19 protein-coding genes are annotated in these 25135 nt (G+C 32.2%); 11 read left to right on the top strand and 8 right to left on the bottom strand.

What is annotated here, in order from left to right:
• Positions 1-143: 143 nt before the first annotated feature.
• The 11 genes from FHR24_RS11635 (at position 144) to FHR24_RS11585 (ending at position 16136) form a co-directional block, all read left to right on the top strand.
• On the top strand, positions 144-1160 hold the full coding sequence (locus FHR24_RS11635; protein WP_167188805.1) for a zinc-dependent alcohol dehydrogenase: 1017 nt from the start codon (positions 144-146) through the stop codon (positions 1158-1160).
• Positions 1161-1178: 18 nt separating this feature from the next.
• Positions 1179-1943, top strand: a complete 765-nt coding sequence (locus FHR24_RS11630; RefSeq protein ID WP_317166204.1) for an SDR family oxidoreductase — start codon at positions 1179-1181, stop codon at positions 1941-1943.
• Positions 1944-1971: 28 nt separating this feature from the next.
• On the top strand, positions 1972-3426 hold the full coding sequence (aldA, locus tag FHR24_RS11625) for an aldehyde dehydrogenase (RefSeq protein WP_167188800.1): 1455 nt from the start codon (positions 1972-1974) through the stop codon (positions 3424-3426).
• Between the two features lie 85 nt (positions 3427-3511).
• Positions 3512-4606 carry a mandelate racemase/muconate lactonizing enzyme family protein gene (locus tag FHR24_RS11620; protein WP_167188797.1) on the top strand — a complete coding sequence of 365 codons (1095 nt, stop codon included), beginning with the start codon at positions 3512-3514 and terminating at the stop codon, positions 4604-4606.
• 16 nt (positions 4607-4622) lie between these two features.
• The gene (locus FHR24_RS11615) at positions 4623-5669 is read left to right on the top strand and encodes an aldose epimerase family protein (protein WP_167188794.1); all 1047 of its coding nucleotides are present in this window, start codon (positions 4623-4625) and stop codon (positions 5667-5669) included.
• Positions 5670-5756: 87 nt separating this feature from the next.
• The gene (locus FHR24_RS11610) at positions 5757-6773 is read left to right on the top strand and encodes an L-rhamnose/proton symporter RhaT (protein ID WP_167188791.1); all 1017 of its coding nucleotides are present in this window, start codon (positions 5757-5759) and stop codon (positions 6771-6773) included.
• A gap of 18 nt (positions 6774-6791) precedes the next feature.
• Positions 6792-8030, top strand: coding sequence for a glycoside hydrolase family 117 protein (locus tag FHR24_RS11605; protein WP_167188788.1), 1239 nt, complete (start codon positions 6792-6794; stop codon positions 8028-8030).
• A 224-nt stretch (positions 8031-8254) separates the two neighbouring features.
• Entirely contained in the window at positions 8255-10780 is a 2526-nt protein-coding gene (locus tag FHR24_RS11600; protein WP_167188786.1) for a glycoside hydrolase family 2 protein, read from the top strand.
• Positions 10781-10784: 4 nt separating this feature from the next.
• The gene (locus FHR24_RS11595; RefSeq protein WP_167188783.1) at positions 10785-12335 is read left to right on the top strand and encodes an alpha-L-fucosidase; all 1551 of its coding nucleotides are present in this window, start codon (positions 10785-10787) and stop codon (positions 12333-12335) included.
• A gap of 164 nt (positions 12336-12499) precedes the next feature.
• Positions 12500-15016, top strand: coding sequence for a T9SS type A sorting domain-containing protein (locus FHR24_RS11590; RefSeq protein WP_167188780.1), 2517 nt, complete (start codon positions 12500-12502; stop codon positions 15014-15016).
• Between the two features lie 292 nt (positions 15017-15308).
• Positions 15309-16136: a DUF6503 family protein gene (locus FHR24_RS11585; protein ID WP_167188778.1), complete on the top strand. Its 828-nt coding sequence runs from the start codon at positions 15309-15311 to the stop codon at positions 16134-16136.
• Positions 16137-16217: 81 nt separating this feature from the next.
• Here FHR24_RS11585 and FHR24_RS11580 read toward each other — a convergent pair whose 3' ends face one another.
• The 8 genes from FHR24_RS11580 to purH all read right to left on the bottom strand — a co-directional run bounded on the left by FHR24_RS11580 (position 16218) and on the right by purH (position 25004).
• Positions 16218-17027 (bottom strand): ABC transporter substrate-binding protein, encoded by an 810-nt coding sequence (locus FHR24_RS11580; RefSeq protein ID WP_167188775.1) that lies wholly within the window; start codon positions 17025-17027, stop codon positions 16218-16220.
• Entirely contained in the window at positions 17027-17860 is an 834-nt protein-coding gene (gene pyrF, locus FHR24_RS11575; protein WP_167188772.1) for an orotidine-5'-phosphate decarboxylase, read from the bottom strand. Before pyrF ends, FHR24_RS11580 begins: the two co-directional genes overlap by 1 nt.
• Positions 17861-17925: 65 nt before the next feature.
• Positions 17926-19203, bottom strand: coding sequence for a rod shape-determining protein RodA (gene rodA / locus FHR24_RS11570; protein WP_167188769.1), 1278 nt, complete (start codon positions 19201-19203; stop codon positions 17926-17928).
• Positions 19184-21070 (bottom strand): penicillin-binding protein 2, encoded by a 1887-nt coding sequence (mrdA, locus tag FHR24_RS11565; RefSeq protein WP_167188766.1) that lies wholly within the window; start codon positions 21068-21070, stop codon positions 19184-19186. Before mrdA ends, rodA begins: the two co-directional genes overlap by 20 nt.
• Positions 21067-21579 (bottom strand): rod shape-determining protein MreD, encoded by a 513-nt coding sequence (locus FHR24_RS11560; protein ID WP_167188763.1) that lies wholly within the window; start codon positions 21577-21579, stop codon positions 21067-21069. The genes mrdA and FHR24_RS11560 overlap by 4 nt, the downstream gene beginning before the upstream one ends.
• Entirely contained in the window at positions 21572-22393 is an 822-nt protein-coding gene (gene mreC / locus FHR24_RS11555; protein WP_167188760.1) for a rod shape-determining protein MreC, read from the bottom strand. The genes FHR24_RS11560 and mreC overlap by 8 nt, the downstream gene beginning before the upstream one ends.
• 4 nt (positions 22394-22397) lie before the next feature.
• Positions 22398-23426, bottom strand: a complete 1029-nt coding sequence (locus FHR24_RS11550; protein WP_167188757.1) for a rod shape-determining protein — start codon at positions 23424-23426, stop codon at positions 22398-22400.
• Positions 23427-23477: 51 nt separating this feature from the next.
• Positions 23478-25004, bottom strand: coding sequence for a bifunctional phosphoribosylaminoimidazolecarboxamide formyltransferase/IMP cyclohydrolase (gene purH, locus FHR24_RS11545; protein ID WP_167188753.1), 1527 nt, complete (start codon positions 25002-25004; stop codon positions 23478-23480).
• Between the last annotated feature and the right edge of the window lie 131 nt (positions 25005-25135).

Here is a 25135-nt window from a genome sequence, read left to right as displayed (position 1 = left end):
TTTTTGATGATATGAGTACCAAATATGAAACTAATTTCATATTTGGTATTTTTTTATGTAAAAAAGTGTAATTTTTACAATTAATTGTATATTTGTTCCAAATAAGAAACTAGTTCCTTATTTGGAATCTAAATAATTTTAAGATGAAAGCAACAATATATAAAGGTGATAAAACCTTTGGGGTAATTGAGAAAGAAATTGAGCAACCTTTAAACGGTGAAGTTAGAATTAAGGTAGCTTATTCAGGAGTTTGTGGAACAGATGTTCATATTTATCATGGTATGATGGATAAGAGAGTTGAAATGCCTCAGACAATTGGTCACGAAATGTCTGGAACAATTGATGCTGTTGGAGAGGGAGTTACAGGTTATGCCGTTGGAGATAAAGTAGTAGTTCGTCCATTAGACGATAGAAAAGTAAAAGCATCTGACAAAGGATTCAATCATATTTGTGAAGATTTAAAATTTATTGGAATTGATAGTCCAGGTTCTATGCAGCAATATTGGAATGTACCTGCTTTTACATTGCACAAATTACAAGAAACTACAGATTTAAAATTAGCAGCTTTAATAGAACCTTTATCAGTAGCTACTCACGATGTTCGTAGAAGTGGATTGGTAAAAGGAGAAACTGCTGTTGTTTTAGGTGGTGGCCCAATTGGATTATTGGTAGCTATGGTTGCTAAAGAAGTAGGGGCTCAAGTAATTATTTCTGAAGTAAACCCAACTCGTATTGCAAAAGCTAAAGAATTAGGTTTTGATGCTGTTAGTCCATTAGAGGTTGATTTAGTAGAATACGTTAAAAGTAAAACAGAAAACAAAAGAGCAGATGTTGTTTTTGAAGTAGCTGGTGTACAACCTGCTTTAGATATTATGTGTGAAGTAGCAGGAATTTGTGGTAGAATTGTAATGGTTGCTATTCACGGAGTTAAAAAAGAAGTTGATTTATTTAAATTTTTCTGGAAAGAATTAAGTTTAATCGGTGCTCGTGTATACGAGAAAGAAGATTATGAAAAATCAATCCAATTAATTACAGCAAATGAATTGCCATTTGAACAAATGATAACAGATGTTCAGCCATTGTCTAACATTCAAACTGTTTTTGAAAATATCGATAAAAATCCTGATGGATTAAAGGTGTTAATGGATTGTCAATTATAAAAATAAATCATCATGAGTATATTAAATACATTTAGTTTAGAAGGAAAAACAGCTTTAGTAACAGGTTGTAAAAGAGGAATTGGAATGGCTATGGCTATCGGTATGGCCGAAGCAGGAGCAAATATTATCGGAGTTTCTGCATCGTTAGAATTAAGCGGGAGTAAAGTGTCTAAAGCGGTAGAAGCAACAGGAAAATCTTTTTCTGCATACCAATGTGATTTTTCTGATAGAAAATCTTTGTATGCATTTATTGCTGAGGTTAAAAAAGACCATCCACAAATTGATATTTTGGTAAATAATGCAGGTACAATTTTACGTGCTCCTGCTGCAGAGCATCCAGATGAAATGTGGGATAAGGTTATTGAAGTGAATCAAAATGCTCAATTTATCTTAACCAGAGAAATTGGTAAGGAAATGATTAGTAGAGGTCATGGTAAAGTAATTTTTACAGCTTCATTATTAACATTCCAAGGAGGTATTACAGTACCTGGATATGCTGCAAGTAAAGGAGCAATTGGTCAGTTAACTATGGCTTTTGCTAACGAATGGGCAAGTAAAGGAGTCAATGTAAATGCAATTGCACCAGGTTATATTGCAACAGACAATACAGAAGCTTTAAGAAATGATCCAGAAAGATCAGCATCTATTTTATCTAGAATTCCAGCAGGAAGATGGGGTGAAGCAACTGATTTTGCAGGGCCAGCAGTGTTCTTAGCATCAGAAGCAGCATCTTATATGAATGGTTCCGTTATGTTAGTTGACGGTGGATGGATGGGTAGATAATTTAGTTAACATTAAAAACAACAGGAATATGTCAAACGTAAAAGAATACCAGTTATTTATTAATGGAGAGTGGAGAACTTCTACTTCTGGTCAAACAATAGATATTGTAAGTCCATCTACAGAAGAAGTAGTGGCAAGAGTGCAAAACGGAACTGCAGAAGAGGCTATTGAAGCTTTAGAAGCTGCTGATAAAGCACAAAAAGAATGGAAAAAATTACCAGCTCGTGAGCGTGCTGATTATTTATATGCTTTAGCAAATGAAATTGATGCTAATTCAGATTATTTAGCAGAATTATTAGTTAGTGAGCAAGGGAAATTATTAAAAGTAGCAAAAGGAGAAGTTGCTGTTACGGCATCTTTTATTAGATATGCTGCAGAAGGTGCTCGTAGAATTGAGGGAGATATTATTCCTTCAGACAATCCAAATGAACAAATTTGGATTCAGAAAGTACCTCGTGGAGTTGTAGTTGCAATTACAGCATGGAATTTCCCATTGGCATTGGCAGGACGAAAATTAGGTCCAGCATTGGTTGCAGGAAATACGATTGTAATCAAACCAACTTCAGAAACTCCTTTAGCAACATTAGAGTTAGGAAACTTAGCTCAAAAAGTAGGAATTCCTGCTGGAGTTATTAATATTTTAACAGGACCTGGTAGAGCAATGGGGAATGCGTTAGTAGAAAGCCCTATTTGTAAAATGGTTACAATGACTGGTTCTACTCCTGTAGGACAGCAAATTGCACGTAACGCAGCAAACAATTTAACACATGTTCAATTAGAGTTAGGAGGGAAAGCTCCATTTATTGTATTTGAAGATGCAGATATTGATGCTGCTGTAGCATCTGCTTTACATTCTCGTTTTGACAACTGTGGACAAGTTTGTACTTGTAACGAGCGTATGTATGTGCACGAAGGAATTTATGATGCATTTATGGAGAAATTTATTGCTGCAACTAAAGCAATAAAAGTTGGAAACCCAATGTTGGCAGAAACTGATATGGGACCAAAGGTAAATGGTTCTGAGTTAAAGCATATGGAGGAGTTGGTAGCTATTAGTATTAAAGAAGGAGCTACAGTTGCAACAGGAGGTAAAAGACCTGAAGGAGCTGAGTTTGAAAAAGGTTTTTGGTTTGAGCCAACGGTTTTAACAAACGTAACTCAAGACATGACTATTGTTCATGAAGAATCTTTTGGACCAATCTTACCTGTCTTAAAATTTAGCTCTTTTGAAGAGGTAATCGGTTTTGCAAATGACTGTGAATACGGTTTAGCTGCGATGGTATTTACCAATGACATGAACACGATTATGAAGTGTAATGACGAATTAGAATACGGTGAAATCTATGTGAATAGAGGTCATGGTGAACAACATCAAGGTTTCCATAACGGATACAAGTTATCAGGTTCTGGAGGTGAAGATGGAAAATATGGTTTTGAACAATATTTAGAAAAGAAGACTTTCTACATTAGACACAAAGCATAATTAGTTTTTTAGAGTATTAGCCATTGGTATCTGTTTTTTTGGTTTATGGGGCCAGTGGCTTTGCTCTCTTTTATCATAAAATAGTATGAGTACAAAAATTTCAAATATTAAAACACAATTGTTTACGGTGCCGTTACCAGAGGTAATGTCAGATGCTAAACATGGAGATCATTATCATTTTGAGTTGGTAACAGTTACCGTTACTTTAGAAGATGGTAGTGAAGGTACAGGATATACCTATACTGGAGGTAAAGGAGGTTTTGCTATTAAAGCAATGGTAGAGCACGATTTTACAAATGCATTAATAGGTAAAGACGGTACAGATATAGAAGGTATTTATGATTTTCTAGAATGGCACATTCATTACGTAGGACGTGGAGGAATTGCTTCTTTTGCAATTTCTGCTGTAGATATTGCTTTGTGGGATATCCGATGTAAAAAAGCAGGTCAGCCTTTATGGAAAATGGCCGGTGGAGCAGGGAACACTTGTAAAGCTTATTGTGGAGGAATTGATTTAATGTTCCCAATAGAAAAGTTACTAAATAACATGAAAGGTTATTTAGAAAAAGGATTCAATGCGGTTAAAATTAAAATTGGTCGTGAGAATTTAGAAGAAGATTTAGAACGTATCAAAGCAGTAAGAGAATATATTGGGCCAGACGTAACTTTTATGGTGGATGCAAACTACTCTATGACGGTAGAAAAAGCAATCAAAGCGATAGAAGGATTTAAAGATCAAAATATTACATGGTTTGAAGAACCTATTATTCCAGACAATTATAAAGGGTTTGGAGAGATAGTTGATGCTACAGGTTTTCCTTTAGCAATGGGAGAAAACTTACACACTATTCACGAATTTGAATATGCTTTTGATCAAGCAAAGTTATCTTTTGTACAGCCAGATGCATCAAACTGTGGAGGAGTTACAGGATGGTTAGCAGCTGCTAGATTGGCAGATAAGCACGGAATTCCAGCATGTTCTCATGGAATGCAAGAATTGCACGTAAGTTTGGTTTCTGCACAACCTAATTCGGGCTGGTTAGAAGTACATAGTTTTCCTATAGATGAATACACAACTAGACCTTTAGTTGTAGAAAATTACAGAGCAGTGGCTCCAGACTATCCAGGTGTTGGGGTTATTTTTAACTGGGAAAAATTAGCACAATACGAAGAAAAATAATATTAAAATTAAATTGATGAAAACAACAGTATCAAAATTTGGAACCTATCAGGGTCAAGATATAGAATTATATAGCATTAAAAATAACAATGGAGTTGAAATCAAAATAAGTAGTTTTGGTGCTACAATTACCACTGTTAATGTGCCTAATGATAAGGGAGGAATAGAGAACTTAGCTTGTGGTTTTGATCAGTTTGAGAATTATTTTTCAAAAGTTTATACAGACAATGCTCCCTACTTTGGTGGAACTGTAGGGAGATATTGTTCTCAAATAAAAAACTCAAAATTTAGCTTAAACGGTAAAGAATATCCTTTGGCAGTAAACTGTGGAGAGAACAACTTACACGGTGGGGTTGTCGGTTTTGATAAAAAAGTTTGGGCGGCAAAAGTTATAAATACAGATACAATTACTGGAGTTACAATGTCTTTAATTAGTAAAGATTTAGAAGAAGGTTTTCCAGGAAATGTAAACGTAGCAGTTACGTTTACTTTAAATGATAATAACGAGTTGTCTATAAATTATACTGCTACACCAGATCAAGATACTCCTTTAGCATTAACCAATCACACTTATTTTAATTTAAACGGATTTACTACTTCTATAGAAGGACACAATGTTAAAATAAAAGCGAGTAACAAATTGGCTATGGATGATACAGGAGCTGCTCCAGGAGAAGTAGTTAATTTAAATGGAGAAGATGATGATTTAAGAACTTCAAAAATTATCAAACATGTGCATACTGCTATGAACGATGGTTTTGAACATTATTACATTTTTGACAAAGAAGCTTTTCAGTTAGAAAAAGTAGCAGAAATATCATCAAATGTAACTTCAAGAAAATTAGAAGTCTCTACTACTGAGCCAGGAATGTTATTCTACACAGGTAAATACACTTCTGATGAAATTCAACGAGAAAACGGACAGAAATTTGGAAAATATAAAGGGTTTTGTTGTGAAACACACAGATTCCCTAATGGACCAAATATAAAAAACTCACCAAAATCGATTACCAAAGCTGGTGAAGAGTTTAAAAGTACTACTATTTTTAAATTTAGTTGGTAATACAAATCAAACTTATGATTAGTAGGGTTTTAACACTAAAACAACTATCATAACATTTAATAACTAAAAACTTAAACAACTACATTTATGATTACAGGTGTTTTATTTGCAGTACTTGCAGGATTATTATTGGGGTTATATGCCTTGCCAGAAAAATTCACAAAAGATTTTGAATTTGAAAATACATGGAGTTTGTTTTTTGCCATCAATACATTTGTGGTACCAAACATAGCTGCATTTTTATTAATAGATGGGTTTGCAGACGTATTAACAGCAATACCAACCAATGTACTTATGGGAATGATTATTTCTAGTATTCTTTGGGGAATTGGTGCTATGATGTGGGGAAAAGCGATCAATTATATAGGATTGTCTTTAGGTTTTTCAATTTTTATTGGAACTATTATTTTAGTAGGATCTTTATTACCTTTTATTCAAGTAGGATTACCTAAAACAAATGTACTTGTAACTATATTAATGGGGTTAGGAGTTGTTTTAATAGGAATTATAGCAAATGGTAGAGCTGGAATTATTAGAATGAACGATAAAAAGACGGATAGCTACGCAATTAATAGAGGAGAGTCTGTTGTTAAAGGTATTTTAATAGCTGTTGCAGGTGGTTTACTAGCTACTGGTTTTAGTTTTGCTAATGCTTATGGTGCAGAAATTATAGATAGTGCTTCCCAAGCTCAAGGAAATGCTCCTTGGAAAAGTGCTATTGCGGTAATGTACGTAATTTATATGGCTGGTGGAGTTGCTATTGCAGTTTACTTTATACAGCAATTATCTGCAAAAAAACTATGGGGTAAATTTAAAACTCCACATTTAGGAAAAAATATTGCTTTAACTACAATTATGGGAGTTTTTAACTTTGCAGCTTCTGTAGTGTTTGCTTATTCGGCTTTTAAATTAGGAAAAGAATTAGGAGGTAGTGTTGGTTATGCAATTTTTAATACTGCTTGTGTAGTTACTGCTATTGTTAGTGGTTTAATTACCAAGGAATGGTATACAGCATCTAATAGAGCTAAGAATTCTTTGTATTTAGGATTGTCTTGTATGGTGATTGGAATTATTATAATAGCTTATTCAAATACATTGGCTTAATTAAAAAAAAACATAAAAATGAAAAACATAAAATATATACTGCCTGTAGTTTTAGGGTTAGGATTGTTCTCTTGTAAACAACAAAAAACAGCTATGGATTGTGAAAATAAAATAGAGTTGAGTGATGAAAAACAAGATTTTTTAGGAATTACAAATAAAGATAAATTAAGTGCAGCCTCTAAAAGAGCATTGCTTTGGGATGATGAATTGATTTATGGAAACGAGTGGTTTTTTAAATATGAAACATACGATTTAAAAGGTGATTTTGCCTATGAAGAAGGAGTTGTAAGAAGAGATCCTAGTGCATTAATTAAACATGATGGTAAATACTATACTTGGTATAGTAGAAGTACAGGGCCTTCTCAAGGATTTGGAGGAGATGTTGTTAAAGATAAAGTATTCCCATGGGATAGATGTGATATTTGGTACGCTACCTCTGTAGATGGAATTACATGGAAAGAAGAAGGACCAGCCGTACTTAGAGGTGAAGCTGGAGAATATGATGATCGTTCTGTGTTTACTGTAGAGATTATGGAAAACGATGGAATGTATTACTTATGTTATCAGACAGTAAAAAATCCTTATAGTGTACGTGTAAAAAACCAAGTAGGTTTAGCCTGGTCTACATCTCCTAATGGACCTTGGACAAAAAGTAAAGAACCTATTTTAAGTCCAGCTAATAATGGAATTTGGAAAGGTGAAGCACAAGATAGATTTGCTGTAGAGAAAAAAGGAGATTTTGATAGTCACAAAGTACACGATCCATGTATTATTCCTTACAACGGTAAATTTTATTTGTATTACAAAGGAGAGCAGATGGGAGAAGCCATCACATTTGGTGGTCGTCAAATTAGACATGGTGTTGCTATTGCAGACAACCCTAAAGGACCTTATGTAAAATCAGAATACAACCCAATATCTAACAGTGGACACGAAATTTGTGTGTGGCCTTACAATGGTGGTATTGCATCTTTAATTACTACAGATGGACCAGAAAAAAATACAGTACAATGGTCTCCTGATGGAATTAATTTTGACATAAAAGCTGTTGTTAAAGGAGCTCCACATGCTATTGGATTAAATAGAACTGCTGATAATGAAAAAGAACCAACAGAAATTTTACGTTGGGGATTAACACATGAGTATAAAAATTACGATTATCAATATATTCGTGGATTTAGAACAGAAAGAATGAAACATCATACGGCAAAAGGTGTGGTAAAAGGAAAAGAAATTTCTGTAAAAGATCAGAAATAAAAAAAATACATTTTAGAATGAAAAAGACCACGCTAGTGGTCTTTTTTGTTTTTATGATAGTCGTATTTGTGCTTTTTTAAGACTAATTTAACCTGTATTTTTAATGTGTTAAAGTCGTATTTGTGTTTTTTATTATGATAAAGGTCATTGTTTAATTATATCAAAAAAAGAATCTTTATACAGACTAAAGTTTATTAGTTAATTATCAATCATAATTCTATCATATGGGACAAATAGTAAAAAATAAAATGTTAGTTTTTTGCTTGCTTTTGGCAGCAATAGTTGGGTATGCACAACCTGGAACTATCAATTCGCACAACGAAAACAGCCAGTTGGTTAGAGATTTTAGTGGCTACCAATGGAAAATGAAAATGATGCTTCCTGGAGAAGGAGTCAAACAAGGCTTGCACCAATTACCTCCAGAAGATATAGAAACACATGTTTGGAATCCTGCTAAAATCCCCGGGGATGTATACACAGATTTATGGAAAGCTGGTGTAATAGAAGATCCTTATTATGGAAGAAATAGTGTGAAAGCACAATGGGTAATGCAATACGAATGGTGGTATTCGTATCAATTTAATGTAACCGAAGATATTGGCGAGAACATGGTTCGTTTGGACTTTGATGGTGTAGATTACGCTTGTGATGTTTGGTTAAATGGAGAATATTTAGGAAGTCACGAAGGTGCGTTTTCTCCTTTTTCTTTTGATATCAATCACGCATTAAGAACCTCTAAAAAATGGCTAAAAAGTTCTAATATTTTAATGGTTCGTTTGGCACCACCACCACAAGTAAACTCTAGAGTTGCCGGAAGAAAAACTCCTTGGTTTGGAGACTATTGGAGAGATTTAATTCCTTTTGGTTTGTATAGACCTATTAGAATGGTAACTACTGGTAAAGCTAGAATTACAGATTTGTATGTAAAACCAAAAATTAACAAAGACAAATCAGCTTATGCTAATTTAGAAATAGAAGTAGAGAATACAGCTTCTATACCTAAACAAATGTCTTTTGTAGGAACTATAGAGGGGAAAAATTTTAAAAGTAAAGAGATTAAGGTTGAGTTTTCTAAATTGATCAAGCCTGGAAAACAAATTGTTAAAAAACAGGTAAAAATTAACAATGCCAAATTATGGTGGCCTTGGGATTTGGGAGAGCCTAATTTATATACAGCTAAAATTTCGTTAAAAGACCATAAAATAAATCAAGATTATAATGAAACTACTTTTGGAATTAGAGAAGTAAGTATGAAGTGGAATCCTGGGTTTACAAAAGATGAGGTGAGTTTTCCGAGAACTACGGTAATTAACGGAAAACCAATTTTTATTCGTTCAGCTTGTTGGGGTGGACCACCAGATATTTTTGTGGGAAGAACTACAGAAGAAAAATACAAAAGACTGATCAAATTAGCAAAGGAAGCAAATATGAATAACATCCGAATTTTTGGATGGCATCCACCAGAAATTCCAATTTTTTATAAATTATGTGATGAAGCTGGAATTACTGTTTGGCAAGACATTATTCCTTTAGGAACTGGAAATTTATCTAAAGACGAAGCTTTTTTAGAAAAGATTTTTAAAGAAGGAGAAAGTGTAATCACAGAAAGAAGAAATCATCCCTCTTTAATTATGATGGAAGGTGGAGAAGAAATGTTTTTACGTTCTGGAGATGCAATGTTTACTAGAAATTTTTTAGAAACTCTAGGAAAAAGATTACAAGCTAAGGTAGACTTGCCCTACGTGCCAGATTCTCCTTTAACTTGTGAAACAGCACAAGAAGCGGGTTACAAACCTAAAGAAGCCGTACATGCCTTAAGATATTTCTATGGGATGGGGAAACAGTTGATGGAAGACTGGTATTCTAGTTTAGATTATCCAATTGTTCCAGAATATGCAATTACTTCGGTGCCGAATGTAGAGAGTTTAAAAAAGTTTATTCCTAAAGATGAATTATGGACTCCTGGTGTAAGTTGGGGACATCATTGGGCTGATTTAGATAGATTAAGAATTCAGAATTTTGATGCTTTTGGAGAAGAAAAAACGGGTTCTTTACAAGAATTTGTAGATGCTACACAAGATGCTCAGGGAATTATTTTTCAATTAGGTATAGAACATTTTAGAAGAAGAAAACCGGTAACTAGCGGAATTTCATTGTGTCATTTTATTACATATTGGCCAGATATGAAATGGGGGTTGGTAGACAATTATACCCAGCCAAAACGTTCTTATTATTTTGTAAAAACAGCATTTCAACCTTTGTTGATTAATTTAAAATTTGACAAACGTAGATGGAAAACATCAGAAAATTTTAAAGGAGATATTTGGGTTGTTAATGATTTTTATAAAGAATATAAAAACTGTAAAGCAACCTATATAATTAAAGATGATGCTAAAAATGTGCTGTTCAAAAAATCTTTTAATATTGATGAAATAGGAGAGAATAGTTCTACTAAAGTTTTAGAAATCAATCAAAAAATTTTAAAAAGAGTAAAGAAGAATTTTTATGTTACATTGGAGCTTAAAGATAAAAAAGGGAATGTGATTTCTGAAAATGACTATATGTTATTAATTGGAGATCAGCAAAAAGCTTCTGCTCAATTTAAAAAAATGGGAGAAGAGGTTAGAAATAGAAATAGAAAATACACTTATGGTAATTATTATAAATTTTACGATAAGTATTCTGGAGATAATAAAGAAGAACTAGAAAGTAAACTAGATACTATTAAAACAAGAGGATTTAATAAATAGAGATATGAAAAAAAATATAATAATAATCTGTGGGTTTTTATTTTTTGCAACTTCTTGTAAAACTCAAAAAGAAACTAAAAAATTAGCATACAAAGCAGAGTGGGAATCGTTAAAAAAACATAAAACTCCAGAATGGTTTTTAGATGCTAAATTTGGAATCTATTGTCATTGGGGGCCTTATTCTGTTCCCGAGTATAAAAATGAGTGGTATTCACATTGGATGTATGTAAATAAAGACAATCCAGAAGCTAGAAAAGGAGAGGCAAGTCATTATTACAAACATCATGTAGAAACTTACGGAGAGCTAGATAAGTTTGGTTATAAGGATTTTATACCCTTATTTACTGCCGAAAAGTTTGATGCAGCAGAATGGGCAGATTTATTTCAAAAAGCAGGGGCTAAGTTTTCTGGACCCGTATCAGAACATGCTGATGGTTTTGCTATGTGGGATAGTGATTTAACACGTTGGAATGCCAAAGACATGGGACCCAAAAGAGATATTATGGGAGAGTTGTCTAAGGAAATAAGAAAAAGAGATATGAAGTTTATAGCCACATACCACCGTCAATGGTTGTATGGGTGGTTTCCTACTTGGGATGAAACGACAGATGCCTCTAATCCAGAATATGCAGATTTGTATGGACCAAAAGTAAAAAAAGGAGATTTTCAATATCCATACAGGCCGCATGAAATTGATGAAGGTGTAAAAAGGTATTATCCAGCAGGTGATCAAAAGTTTAATGATGATTGGTTAAATCGTTTGAAAGAAATTATAGACAAGTACAATCCAGATTTGGTTTGGTTTGATAACAAAATGGACGTGATTTCTGAACAACACAGAAAAGAGTTCTTAGAATATTATTACAATCATGCCGATAAAAACAAGCAAGAGGTTGTGTCTACCTATAAGTTTTATGACTTTGCCAAAGGAACTGCTGTGTTAGATTTAGAAAGAGCTAGAATGAGTGAGAAAAAAGAATTTCCTTGGCTTACAGACGATTCTATAGATTGGAATTCTTGGTCTCATATTAAAAATCCAAATTACAAATCTACTAATAGGTTGGTTGATTTTTTAGTAGACGTGGTTAGTAAAAATGGAGCGGTGTTATTAAATATTACTCCAAAATCAAATGGTGAAATTCCAGAACCGGTAAAAGAACGTTTGTTAGAAATGGGACAGTGGTTAAAAATAAACGGAGAAGCCATTTATGGAACTAGAACATTTGATATTTATGGAGAGGGAAAAGCAAAAGTTACCGAAGGTCATTTAAGTGAACAGAAAAACGCTGATAATACTGCAGAAGACATACGTTTTACCACAAAAGGTGATGTGTTGTATGCTATTGTTTTAGACTGGCCTAAAGATAAAGAGTTTACAATAAAATCTTTAGTAAAAGGTAATGGTTTGTATTCTAATCACATAAAATCAATTCAGTTACTAGGAGATAACAAAGACTTAGATTTTGATAGAAATAAAAAAGGATTAACCATTAAACTTCCTAAAAATAAAATCGGAAATCATGCTTTTGCATTTAAGATAACTCCAAAAAAATAAAGGGTTACTACCACAAATGATTTAAAACCCCTTAGAATAATCATCATTATTCTAAGGGGTTTTTTTGTTTTACTTTCAACGTTTATCCTGTTGATTTCATCATTTGGTTTTAGATATATCAACAGAATACTAGAGATTTGATAGTATCATCATAAACCAAAAAAATGATTACAAAAACATTAAAAACCAAACTATTTTGCTCATTGGCAATTGTCAGCCAATTCGCATTTTCTCAAACACAAATCACTTTAGATCCTACTTGCCAACGTTTTTTAGGAGAGGTTTCTACTTTAGATAGAACTAAATATTTTAGTATACATGACACCGGTTCGGGAGCAGAAGAAACCAAATTTAGAAACGATTATGGAGTTACAGGTGGAAGACAGTTTTGGGGAGCATTTGCAAGAGCCAAACAATTAACAGGAAAGGTAGGAGAATATCCTGTATATAAAAATGGAAATGATGTTGTTAGAACTGTAAAAAAAGGAGTGGTAGGAACACATCATCCTAAAGATGTTTTTGTAGATGGAATAGACGTTGTTAAAGCTGGAGATTGGGCAGCAGAGTATTATAAAGATTTTGTGACCAATGGCAGTGCAGAGGAATTTGTAGAGGTTATGAATGAACCTTTTGTACATGCTAATGAATTTTATGAAGGATGGAATACGGAAAAAAATAATAGCATAATGCTACAAATGGCAGAGTTGTATAACGAAGTCGGAAAAAGAATTCACAGCACACCAGCATTACAAAACATGAAAGTTATTGGGTATTCTAGTGCTTGGCCATCTGTAGAGATAGATGATTTTCAGCATTGGAATGACCGAATGAAAATGTTTATGGATGTTGCAGGAGAAAATATGTACGCTTTTTCTACGCATTTGTATGATGGAATTAATGTAACAGGTCAAGATAATAAAAGATCTGGAAGTAACTCCGAGGCTATTTTAGATTTGATTGAAAATTACAGTTACATCAAATGGAACAAAATAAAACCACATGCAATTACAGAATACGGAGCTATAGAAAAAGGCTATGGAGATGATTATAGCAAAATTGCCAGTGCACAAACCTTAAGATCTATCAATAATATTTTATTTAATTTATTAGACCGTCAAGATAGATTGGTTAATTCTATCCCTTTTATTACAGGAAAAGCCACTTGGCATATTAATGAAGCGAATGATTATCAACCTTATCAAGCTGTATTATTCATTCCAACAAATATTGGTGAGCCAACAGTTAAAGATTGGGAATATTCGCCTAGAATTCATTTTTACGATTTATGGAAGAATGTACAAGGAGATAGGGTGTTAATTAAAAGCAACAATGTAGACATACAAACTCAGGCTTTTGTTGATGGAAACACAATGTACGTAGCTTTAAATAATTTAGATGAGCAAGATCAGACCTTAACCTTGCCTAAATCCTTTAAGGGACAAACGATTAAAAATGTATCTAAAAGAAGTTTAAAAGTATACAGCAATCAATTGGCAGAATATACAGACAAGATATTAGACAGCTCTCCTACCGAAATGACTTTGTTAAAAGATGAAACCGTTGTGTTGGTGTATACTTTTGAAAAACCTATAACTTATGTAAATACTATTAGAACAGCTTCTTATTATTCTACACAATATTTGCAATCTATTAAAGCTAACACAGCTATTAATTATAATTTTAACAATGTAGATGCAGGTGATGGCTATGTAACATTGCGAATGAGTATTTCTAGAAAACACAATAAAAGCAAACAGCCTATTGTAAAGGTAAACGGAGTAGATATAGAGGTTCCTACAAACTGGAAAGGATACGATCAGGCCAATAGAGATGATTTTTTTGGAATGATAGAAATTCCAGTTCCTAGTTCTTTGTTGTCAGATAATAATCGTGTTTCAATTACTTTTCCAGATGCAGATGGTAGAATTAGTTCCTTAATTTTAAATGTAGAAAAATATAAAAATCCAATTAATTTAATAAGTATAAAGACCGTTAGTAGCCCTTGTCCTAATGCAAACAATGGAAGTATTACTATTAAAGCATCTATTTTAGATGATTATAATGTTTGGGTAAAAAGCAACACATTTAATCACAATTTTAATTTTAAAGAAAATTATACACTTACTAATTTAGCCCCTAGTAGTTATGATGTACAAATAACATCTAAAAGTAACGAAGGTATTATAGAAAAATATCAAGTAACAATTACGGAAGCTCAAGAATTAGCTGTAGAGTCTAAAATTGATGATCGGCTCCAAAAGTTACATTTAAACTTATTTGGAGCAAATTTATATTACATTCAATTAAACAATCAAGAGTTTGTTACCACAGAAGAACAAATAAATTTAGATTTAACATCAGAAAAAAATCATTTGGTTGTAAAAACAGAGAATGATTGTCAGGGAATAATTACTAAAGACATTTTTAGAACATCAAGAATATATTTGTCTTCCAGTTTGATAAATAACTCAATAGAAATAAATCTTTCAGAGCATGTTTCTATAGATCAAGCAGTTAAAATAGAGCTGGTAAATATGTACGGAAATGTAGTATTGTCTAAACAAGAAAAACCAACAAATCAAAAAATAGAGTTAGAGGTGGCAGATTTATCTAAAGGTTTGTATTTATTAAATATTAAAACAAAGGAACAAGAGTTTTTTTCTAAAATTTTAAAAAAATAGCTCTTTAAAAAATATAAAAAAGGGTTCTGTTGTTTTTATTCATGTTTATTTAGATGATGGACCATATAAAGTACTTTGTAGATAACAGAATAATTATAACAAAATATTGTTTTTTAAAAACGATGTATTAAAAACAATATTTAGACGACTAAGGCCAAAATTATAATAGTAACGATTAAATTTGATTATAAATCTATTCGTAAATAGGTTAGGATAGATTAAAATTGGCTAATAATAACCCGTCTTGTTAACTATTACATTTTAATAAATTTTTAATTATAAAAACAAATCAATGAAGATTAACATCGTACTTAGTTTAGTATCCATTCTTACTTTTTTTTCTTGTAAAAATAAGAACCAAGAAAACAAAACAGAAATTTCTGTTAAGGTAGAAACTCATCAACAATTTAAAAATAAAGGGCATGAGCTAGTGTATCAAATGACTCAAAAAGTTGGAGATTATAGCAAACTAGCATCAAAAAAAGATGTGGTTTATACTTATACATATCAAACTCCAGATGGAAAGAAAGATGTATCTACAGAAAAATATAAGTTTGATGGAGAACTGTCTTACGGAGCTTACAAAATACATGAAAGAACTTTAGAAAATCTAGAAGGATTAATAGAGCAAGGTTATGATGGTAGTGAGCTGTGGTTAAAAAACAAAGGAAATAATATAAATGATCCTGCAGCTTTAAAAAGAGTTGCTTTTAATAGACCTACTAATTTTTATTGGTTTAGTATGATGCAAAAATTATTAGATCCAGGGTTGCAATATGAGTATCTAAAAGAAGAAACTGTTAATGGAAAGCAATATGATATTGTTAAAATTACGTTTGAGTCTACAGATAATAAACCAAGAGATATTTACCAGGTTTATATAAATAAAGAAACCAAATTGATAGATCAATTTCTTTTTACAGTTGTAGATTTTGGAAAAACAGAACCTTTTTTAATGAAGTTAGAATATGAACAGGTAGAGGATCTGTTAATCCCTACAAAACGTAAATACAAAAACTCTAATTGGGATGCTGTGGAAACGAATGATCCTTGGATATTGGTAAATTGGACAAATATAAAATTTGATAATAATTTACAAAAAAGTGACTTTCAAAAATAGAATTATAGTGATGTAAATTCTTAGCAAAAAAAGAAACCCCAAACAAATCTTAAAGAAGTGTTTGGGGTTTTATATTTTATCTTAAAAAGAGGAACCTTGGTCTATTCTGTTTCTTACTGTTTTAAAATAATCAAAAGCTTTTATAAGTCTAGATCCAAACCAACTAAACATTTCTCCATCTACAAATACGGCACTAGACCTATTGGTGTATTCACTAATCTCAAAAGCGTGCTTGTCTTTAAAAGGAAAAGGTTCTGAAGAGAAGAATAATACTTCGGGGTCTCCATCGTGTCTAATCCTTTTCGGATTTATTTCTGGGTACTGTTCTAAATTACTATAAATATTATCAAACTTATTAAGGCTTAATAATGTGTTTATATATGTGCTGTTGGCTGCTACCATCCAAGGGTTGTACCAAATAAAATAAGCCACTTTTTTTATTTCAAAGTCAGCTATAAAAGTTTTAAAAGCTTCTAGCTTTAAATCAATTTTTCTATTTAATAAGTCGGCTTCAGTTCTTCTGTTTAAAAGAACTCCAAAATTAGCAATCATACGTTTAGAATCTTCTATGGTGCTAATTTTAGTTACATATACTTGTGTGAATTCTTGAAGTTGAGCTACAATTTCTGGAGTGTTTTCTTCTTTGTTGCAAAAAACAATATCTGGTTGTAGTTCTTTTATTTTTTCTAGTTTGATAGTTTTGGTTCCGCCAACAATAGCTTTGGTGTGTTTAAAATGCACAGGATGCACACAAAACTTAGTCACTCCTACAATAAATTCCTCTACATTTAAATCGTACAAAGTTTCTGTGATAGAAGGAACCAAAGAAATAATTCTTTTTGGTTTTTTATCAAAGTTAAGCGTGTATCCTAAATCATCTGTAAAAGTCATTATGAAATGTTGTTTTTAGCTAAAATAGTTGCCATTTGATTTTGTAATTTTTCTGCTTCTAATTTGGCAGCTTCTGCAAAATCGGTTCTGTTACTAGCATAAATAATTCCTCGTGATGAGTTGATTAACAAACCAATATTTTCTTTGTTAATTCCATATTCACAAACTCCTTCTAGGCTTCCACCTTGTGCACCCACACCAGGTACTAATAAAAAGCTGTTAGGAGCAATTTCTCTAATTCCTTTAAAATATTCAGCTTTGGTAGCACCTACTACAAATAGTAAGTTTTCTGAATTTTTCCAAGTTAAAGCTGTTTTTAAAACTTCTTTGTACAATGGTTGTCCATCAACTAATTCTTTCCCCTGAAAGTCTAATCCTCCTTTGTTAGACGTTAAAGCCAGCATAATGGTAAACTTATCCTTAAAAGCTAAAAAAGGCTCTACAGAGTCGCTACCCATGTAAGGAGCAACGGTTACAGAGTCAAAATTTAAATCTTCAAAAAAAGCTTTGGCATACATGGTAGAGGTGTTTCCTATGTCTCCACGTTTGGCATCGGCAATAGTAAAAATTTCCGGGTAATTTGTATTGATGTATTTTATGGTTTTATCTAAAGATTGCCATCCTTTAATACCATAAGCTTCGTAAAAAGCTGTGTTGGGTTTGTAAGATACTGCTACGTGATGTGTGGCATCTATAATTTGTTTATTAAATTCAAAAATAGGATCCTCGGTCTCTAATAAGTGAGTAGGTATTTTATTTAAATCAACATCTAAACCTACACATAAAAAAGATTTTTTTCTTTTAATTTCTGAAACCAACTTGGCTAATGTCATCCGTTTGTTTTTTGAATTTAATAACGAAACAAAAATACGGATATCTTAGTAAATAATCACTCTAATTAGAGTTCGTAATTTTTAGAAGCATCTAATTTTATAAATATAAAAAGCAACATGGTAAATCCCCAAAGTGATGAACCGCCATAACTAAAAAAGGGTAATGGAATACCAATGGTTGGGAATAATCCAATAACCATAGCAATGTTAATTAACACATGAAAAAAGAAAATACAGGCAACACCATATCCATAAACTCTACCAAATGTAGATTTTTGTTTTTCGGCTAAAAAGACAATTCTAAGAATAAAAATCATAAAAAATAAGACAACTAACATAGACCCCCAAAAGCCCCATTCTTCTCCAATGGTACTAAAAATATAATCGGTGTCTTGCTCTGGAACAAATTTACCTTGTGTTCTGTCTCCTTGTAAAAAACCTTTACCCCAAAAACCACCAGATGAAATGGTTTTTATAGATTGATAGGTGTTGTATCCAATATCGCTCGTATCATCACTTAGACCTAATAAAATATTAAATCGGTCTCTGTGTCTTTGTTTAAATACGTAATTAAAAAGGTAGTATACGCTGTAAACATATCCTAATATTATTGATATTATCCCAAGTATTTTAGGCCATTCAAAACGAATTAATTTTTTACGTCCCTTAGATATAAACCACAAAACAACAATAGATACAAGAATGACACTAGCAATAACATACAAATAACCAAATACTAAAGTAGCTAAGAATAATACAACGGCAGAAATTCCAACAATTAATATATTAGGATGCAATCCTTCTCTATAAAATAACAAGATAAAAGACAAGTAAACCAATGCCGAACCCGGATCTGGTTGTAGTGTAATTAAAATGGCAGGAATGGTAATGATTACAAAAGTTTTAAGTCTGTTTTTTAAAGGTTTAAAACTAAATTGTCTATCATTTAACAATCTAGCCAAAGCCAATACGGTTCCTGTTTTAGCAAATTCGGTGGGTTGAATACTAAAACTACCAATGGCATACCAAGAGGTAGCACCGTTAATATTTTTACCTACAATAAACAAGCCTGCTAATAAAAGCATACAGGCTAAATAAATATAGGCTGCAAATTTTTCGTAAAAAGAACTTTCTATAAATAATAAGAATATAGAGATTAAAACACCCAATCCTATCCATATAATTTGTTTCCCATAACGAGCACCAAAATCAAATATCTCGTTGTGTGTTTCAGAACTGGATGCAGAATATATGTTCATCCAACCAAAACCAACTAATATTAGGTAGAGTAGAATTAATAGCCAGTCTATTTCTAATTTTATGTTATTTCTTTGCGACCTCAAGTGATTCTATGGATGTTTGTTTGTTGTATTCTTTTTCTAAAGAGGTGTTAATGATTCTATCTTCCCACCATTTTAATTTGTCGGTTCCTAATAAGTATTTTTCTATCATTAAACTGGCAATAGGAGCCGCAATCATAGAACCATAACCTCCATTTTCTACAAATATAGCTAGGGCTATTTTTGGGTTTTCTTTTGGAGCAAAAGCTACAAAAATAGAATGGTCAGCCAATTCATATTTTATACCATTTTTACGAATGTAGTTTTGAACCGTTCCTGTTTTACCACAAATATCAATTCCTTTAACTTGTACGTGTCTAGCAGTTCCGTTTGTGTATACATCATGCATTCCATCAATAACAGGCGTAAAATTTTCTTTATCTATGGTGGTGTGTCTTTTGGTGGTAAATTTTTCTATTTCAATATTCTGGTTGTTTATTTTTTTTAGAATATGTGGAGTGTAAAAATGACCTCTATTTGCAATAGCAGCAATCATGTTTGCCAACTGAATAGGAGTGGTTACAATTTCTCCTTGCCCAATAGCATTAGAAATAATAGTAGGGAATTTCCATGTTTTTCTAGGATATATTTTATCGTAATAATCGGCAGTAGGAATGTTACCTTTTCTACCTGATGGTAAGTCATATCCTAAATAATTTCCCAATCCAAAACTATGTAAATGCTCTGCCCATTTGGTAACACTTTGCTGTGGAGTTGGATATTTTTCTATTAGTCTTTTATATACATTGGCAAAATAAGTATTGCAAGATTTTGCAATTCCCAAACGTAAATCTATAGGTCTACCCACAATATTGCAATGACAGCCCATAAAGTTGTTTTTTCCACTAGCATATTTATATCCGTGATGACAGTAAAACGATGAACTAGGAGTAATTACATTTTCTTGTAAACCAATCAATCCTTGAATTAATTTAAAAGGTGATCCTGGGGCATATGCCGCTTGCAATCCACGATCTATCATGGGTTTATTAATACTATCGTTAAAAAGAATAACAGAGTTTTTAGATTTTTTTCTACCTACCATTAAGTTTGGATCGTAGTTAGGAGCCGTTACCAAAGCTAAAATTTCACCAGAATTAGGTTCAATAGCTACAATTCCACCACGTTTGTTTTGCATTAAAAGTTCTCCGTACTCTTGTAGTGCTAAATCTATGGTTAAGGTTAAATCTTCACCAGGTTTAGATATGGTATCAAAAATTCCTTCTTTATATGGACCAATAACTTTGTTTAATCGGTTTCTTAATTTGTATTCTACCCCTTTAGTTCCTCTTAATAAATGCTCATATTCTTTTTCTATACCTTGTGTTCCTACCAATTCACCTTGTTCGTAATAGGGGTTTTTTTGAGCTAAATATTCGTTTACTTCATTGATATAACCTAAAATATTAGAGGAGGATTTATGAGGGTAATTGCGTAACGATTTACGTTGAATGCTAAAACCTTTATACTTGTATATTTTTTCTTGAAGATATGCATAGTCTTCTTTAGATAGCTGACTTAAAAATACAGAAGGCAACCATCGAGAATAGTTTTTTGCTCTTGCCAATTTGTGAACAAGATAGTCTTTGTCTATTTTTAATAGTTTACAAAATTCTAAAGTATCAAAGGGTTTAACTTCATTTGGTATTACTTTAACATCATAAGTCTGTTCGTTGGCAACCATTAATTTACCATTTCTGTCAAATACAAATCCTCTTTCCGGATAGGTGTAAATTCTTTTAATGGTAGAACTGTTTAATGAAATATCACTGCTGTCGTGTTCTATTATTTGAAGAAAAAAAAGTCTTGTAACAAAGATAATTCCCGTTGCAATAATTAAGATGGGAAATAACAGACTTCTTTTTTTCATTGTTTTTTGGTTGATGTAAAAATGGATAAGAAAATAATGACCACAAATGTAGTAAATAAACTATTGGTAAACGTTTTCTGTAGAATGGTTAGTATGTAAGAAACATTAAAATATTCTAAAGAATAAACTGTGAATTGATGTATAAATGCCAAGCTAAAAATTAGAGCAATTTTAGGCATGGTACTGTAATTACTGTATTTAAATAACTTTAGGTTGATTTCTTTATCATTAAAAATAAATTTGATAATAGGCAAGCGAGTATAAGCCAGTAATAGGCAAGCAGCAGCATTTACACCTCCAGAATTACTAAATAGATCAATCATAAGACCAAATAAAAAACTATTTACTAAAAAACCAGAAACATCTTTTTTAAGTGGATACCACAACAAAAAAAGCAAACTTATTTGTGGATTTATATATCCAAATAAACGCATATGATTTGCGATTAACACTTGTAATGGTATTAATAACAGAAAACGAATTAGTATTTTAATGTTAGCACTAGTCATTATTACTGTTTTCTAATTTTTGTATTTCTTGTTTGTGCAAGTTTTTAATAATATATACGTTGCTCACGTTTCTTACATCGTTAAACAAGCTTACATTAATTTTTTCATATCTGTTGTTCTGATACTCTATGTCTGATACACTTCCTATTAAAATTCCTTCAGGAAAAATGGCAGAACGACCACCTGTTACAATTGTATCTCCTATTTTTAAAGAGGCTTGTCTAGGTATATCTATCAATTGTACTTGATCATATGATTTTCCGTTCCATGTTAACGTTCCAAAATAAGCTGCTTTTTTTAAACGAGCATTTACTTTAAAATGAGTGTTTAAAACGGAAATAGCACTGGTGTAATTGTTAGATGTGTTAGATGTTATTCCAATAATCCCTTTGGCATTAACCACAGCCATATAAGGTGAAATACTATCTTTTTTCCCTTTGTTAATAGTTAAGAAGTTGTTGTTTTTATGAAAATCATTGTTGATGATTTTAGCAGAAGCATATTCAAATTTTTGTTGAAATCTTAAGTCAATACTATCTTTAAAAGAGGTAGGAGTAACAGCTTTTTTGAGTAGCTTATTTTTTAACTCACTATTTTCTTTAATCAGCATTGTGTTTTCATCTTTTAAATATAAATAACTTCTAAAAGAGGTAACGCTGTTGTACAATCCACCAGTAATTCCGTTTGCAGAATTGATGAATTTACTTTTTTGATAGGAGTGAAACTGTATAGTAAAAAACAATGCAATCAATTCCAAAACAAAAAACAAGAGAAAGTTTCTGTGTTTTTGAATTAAATATAAAATAAACTGCATGTGCTTAACTTAATAGTACCGATTTGTATTTTTCTAATTCTTTTAAGGCTATTCCTGTTCCTCTTACTACGGCTCTTAATGGATCTTCAGCAATATAAACAGGTAAATCTGTTTTTCTAGATAAACGTTTGTCTAAGCCTCTTAACATAGAACCACCACCTGCTAAATATATTCCTGTGTTGTAAATATCTGCAGCTAGTTCTGGAGGTGTAGATGATAAACATTCCATAACAGCATCTTCAATTCTAAGAATAGATTTGTCTAATGCTTTGGCAATTTCTCTATAAGAAACCTGTACTTGTTTTGGTTTACCGCTAAGTAAATCACGTCCTTGTACCAGCATATCATCTGGAGGAGTTTCTAAATCTTCGGTAGCAGCACCAATCTGAATTTTAATTTTTTCGGCAGTAGATTCTCCAACATGTAAGTTGTGTTGGGTTCTCATATAATACATAATATCACTGGTAAATAAATCACCGGCAACTTTTACAGATTTATCACATACAATACCTGCTAGTGCAATTACAGCAATTTCTGTAGTACCACCACCTATATCAATAATCATGTTACCACGTGGTTCCATAATATCAATACCTACACCAATGGCCGCAGCCATTGGTTCGTAGATAAGGTATATTTCTTTTGCATTCATATGAACGGCAGAGTCTCTAACGGCTCTTTTTTCAACTTCTGTAATTCCAGAGGGAATACAGATAACCATTCTTAAAGAAGGAGCAAAAACTTTCTTTTTGATAGAAGGAATACTTTTAACAAACTCTTTAATCATTTCTTCAGAAGCCTGAAAATCTGCAATAACACCATCTTTTAACGGACGAATGGTTTTGATGTTTTCATGCGTTTTTCCTTGCATTAAACTTGCATCTCTACCGGTTGCGATAATTTTCCCAGTGGTCCTGTCTCTTGCTACAATAGATGGTGAGTCAATCACAACTTTACCTTCGTGAATGATAAGTGTGTTTGCGGTACCTAAATCTATAGCAATGTCTTCGGTCCAAAAGTCAAAAAATCCCATGTGTGTTGTTTGTTTTTTTAATTCCTATGTTGTTCTATAAATGTAATCAAATTAATGTTTGAAATGACGAGTTCCTGTCATTACCATTCCAATTCCATTTTCGTTACAATAATCAATAGATAGCTGATCTTTAATAGATCCACCTGGTTGAATTACAGCTTCAATTCCTGCTTTGTGCGCAATTTCTACACAGTCAGGGAACGGGAAAAAAGCATCACTTGCCATTACAGCACCAGTTAAATCAAATTCAAAATGTTTTGCTTTTGCAATGGCTTGCTCTAAAGCATCTACACGAGATGTTTGACCTGTACCACCAGCGCATAAAGTTTTGTTTTTAACTAGGATAATTGTGTTAGATTTTGTGTGCTTACAAATTTTAGAAGCAAACAATAAATCATCTATTTGAGCTTCGGTAACTATTTTTTCGGTTACGTTTTTTAACCCTTCTTTAGTATCTGTAATTAGGTTTGCATCTTGAAATAAGACTCCGTTTAGAGCAGTACGGTAAGATACTTTAGGTAATTCAACATCTTTTAAGATTAAAATCACTCTGTTTTTCTTTCCTTTTAAAATTTCTAAAGCATCTGCATCGTAAGCAGGAGCAATAACAACTTCGCAAAATAATTTGTGAATTTCTGTAGCTGTAGCTGCATCAATAGTTTTGTTAGCAATTAATACTCCTCCAAAAGCAGAAGTAGGATCACCAGCCAAAGCATCAACATAAGCCTGAGCTAAAGTTTCTCTTTGTGCAAAACCACAAGCATTGTTGTGTTTTAGAATAGCAAATGTAGGAGCTTCACCTTTAAACTCGTTGATTAAGTTTACAGCAGCATCTACATCTAACAAGTTGTTAAAAGATAATTCTTTACCGTGTAGTTTTTCAAACATAGCCTCTAAATCACCATAAAAAGCACCTTTTTGATGAGGGTTTTCTCCGTAGCGTAAAGGGCTTACTTTGTCAAAAGATTGACGGAAGTTGGTTTCCTCTTCATTCATATAATTATAGATGGCAGAATCATAGTGAGAAGAAACAGCAAATGCTTTTGCAGAAAAACGTTTACGATCTGCAATAGATGTATTTCCTTTATCTGCAGAAATAATGTTTAAAAACTCATCGTATTGTTCCATAGAAGAAACACAGATTACGTCTTTAAAGTTTTTAGCAGCAGCTCTAATTAAAGAAATACCACCTATGTCAATTTTTTCAATAATATCTTGTTCAGGAGCACCAGAAGCAACTGTTTTTTCAAACGGATATAAATCCACAATTACGATATCCATTTCTGGAATTTCAAATTCAGCTAACTGAGCCTTATCACTCTCGTTATCTCTACGGCTTAAAATTCCACCAAATACTTTTGGGTGTAAAGTTTTAACACGTCCTCCTAAAATAGAAGGATAAGATGTAATGTCTTCAACTGCAACACAGTCAATACCTAAGTCTCTAATGAATTTTTCAGTTCCACCAGTAGTGTAAATAGTAATCCCTAACTCGTTAAATTTTCTAACAATTGGCTCTAGACCATCCTTGTGAAATACTGAAATTAAAGCCGATTTAGCTTGTTTCGTAGTGCTCATTTTTGTGAATTTCGATTAAAAAGGCAAAATTACTAAAACTACTCCAAAGCGTAAACAATTTAAAGCTTCTTTATTCTCAAAGTTTTATAAAAAGAGTATAACTTTATTTTTTTAATTTTATTAAAATGTTA

The organism is Wenyingzhuangia heitensis, from assembly GCF_011762155.1.
GTDB classification, from domain to species: Bacteria; Bacteroidota; Bacteroidia; order Flavobacteriales; family Flavobacteriaceae; genus Wenyingzhuangia; species Wenyingzhuangia heitensis.
Note: the sequence above shows the minus strand (reverse complement) of the source record. Positions and strands in the feature narration are given on the sequence as shown.

Excerpts from the sequence above, each read along its gene's own strand:
- FHR24_RS11585 (WP_167188778.1), top strand. The coding sequence starts at position 15,309 with ATGAAGATTAACATCGTACTTAGTTTAGTATCCATTCTTACTTTTTTT.
- FHR24_RS11635 (WP_167188805.1), top strand. The coding sequence starts at position 144 with ATGAAAGCAACAATATATAAAGGTGATAAAACCTTTGGGGTAATTGAG.
- FHR24_RS11615 (WP_167188794.1), top strand. The coding sequence starts at position 4,623 with ATGAAAACAACAGTATCAAAATTTGGAACCTATCAGGGTCAAGATATA.
- FHR24_RS11590 (WP_167188780.1), top strand. The coding sequence starts at position 12,500 with ATGATTACAAAAACATTAAAAACCAAACTATTTTGCTCATTGGCAATT.
- FHR24_RS11610 (WP_167188791.1), top strand. The coding sequence starts at position 5,757 with ATGATTACAGGTGTTTTATTTGCAGTACTTGCAGGATTATTATTGGGG.
- FHR24_RS11595 (WP_167188783.1), top strand. The coding sequence starts at position 10,785 with ATGAAAAAAAATATAATAATAATCTGTGGGTTTTTATTTTTTGCAACT.
- FHR24_RS11580 (WP_167188775.1), bottom strand. The coding sequence starts at position 17,027 with ATGACTTTTACAGATGATTTAGGATACACGCTTAACTTTGATAAAAAA.
- FHR24_RS11560 (WP_167188763.1), bottom strand. The coding sequence starts at position 21,579 with ATGACTAGTGCTAACATTAAAATACTAATTCGTTTTCTGTTATTAATA.
- aldA (WP_167188800.1), top strand. The coding sequence starts at position 1,972 with ATGTCAAACGTAAAAGAATACCAGTTATTTATTAATGGAGAGTGGAGA.
- pyrF (WP_167188772.1), bottom strand. The coding sequence starts at position 17,860 with ATGACATTAGCCAAGTTGGTTTCAGAAATTAAAAGAAAAAAATCTTTT.
- purH (WP_167188753.1), bottom strand. The coding sequence starts at position 25,004 with ATGAGCACTACGAAACAAGCTAAATCGGCTTTAATTTCAGTATTTCAC.
- FHR24_RS11550 (WP_167188757.1), bottom strand. The coding sequence starts at position 23,426 with ATGGGATTTTTTGACTTTTGGACCGAAGACATTGCTATAGATTTAGGT.
- mrdA (WP_167188766.1), bottom strand. The coding sequence starts at position 21,070 with ATGAAAAAAAGAAGTCTGTTATTTCCCATCTTAATTATTGCAACGGGA.
- FHR24_RS11600 (WP_167188786.1), top strand. The coding sequence starts at position 8,255 with ATGGGACAAATAGTAAAAAATAAAATGTTAGTTTTTTGCTTGCTTTTG.
- FHR24_RS11620 (WP_167188797.1), top strand. The coding sequence starts at position 3,512 with ATGAGTACAAAAATTTCAAATATTAAAACACAATTGTTTACGGTGCCG.
- FHR24_RS11605 (WP_167188788.1), top strand. The coding sequence starts at position 6,792 with ATGAAAAACATAAAATATATACTGCCTGTAGTTTTAGGGTTAGGATTG.
- mreC (WP_167188760.1), bottom strand. The coding sequence starts at position 22,393 with ATGCAGTTTATTTTATATTTAATTCAAAAACACAGAAACTTTCTCTTG.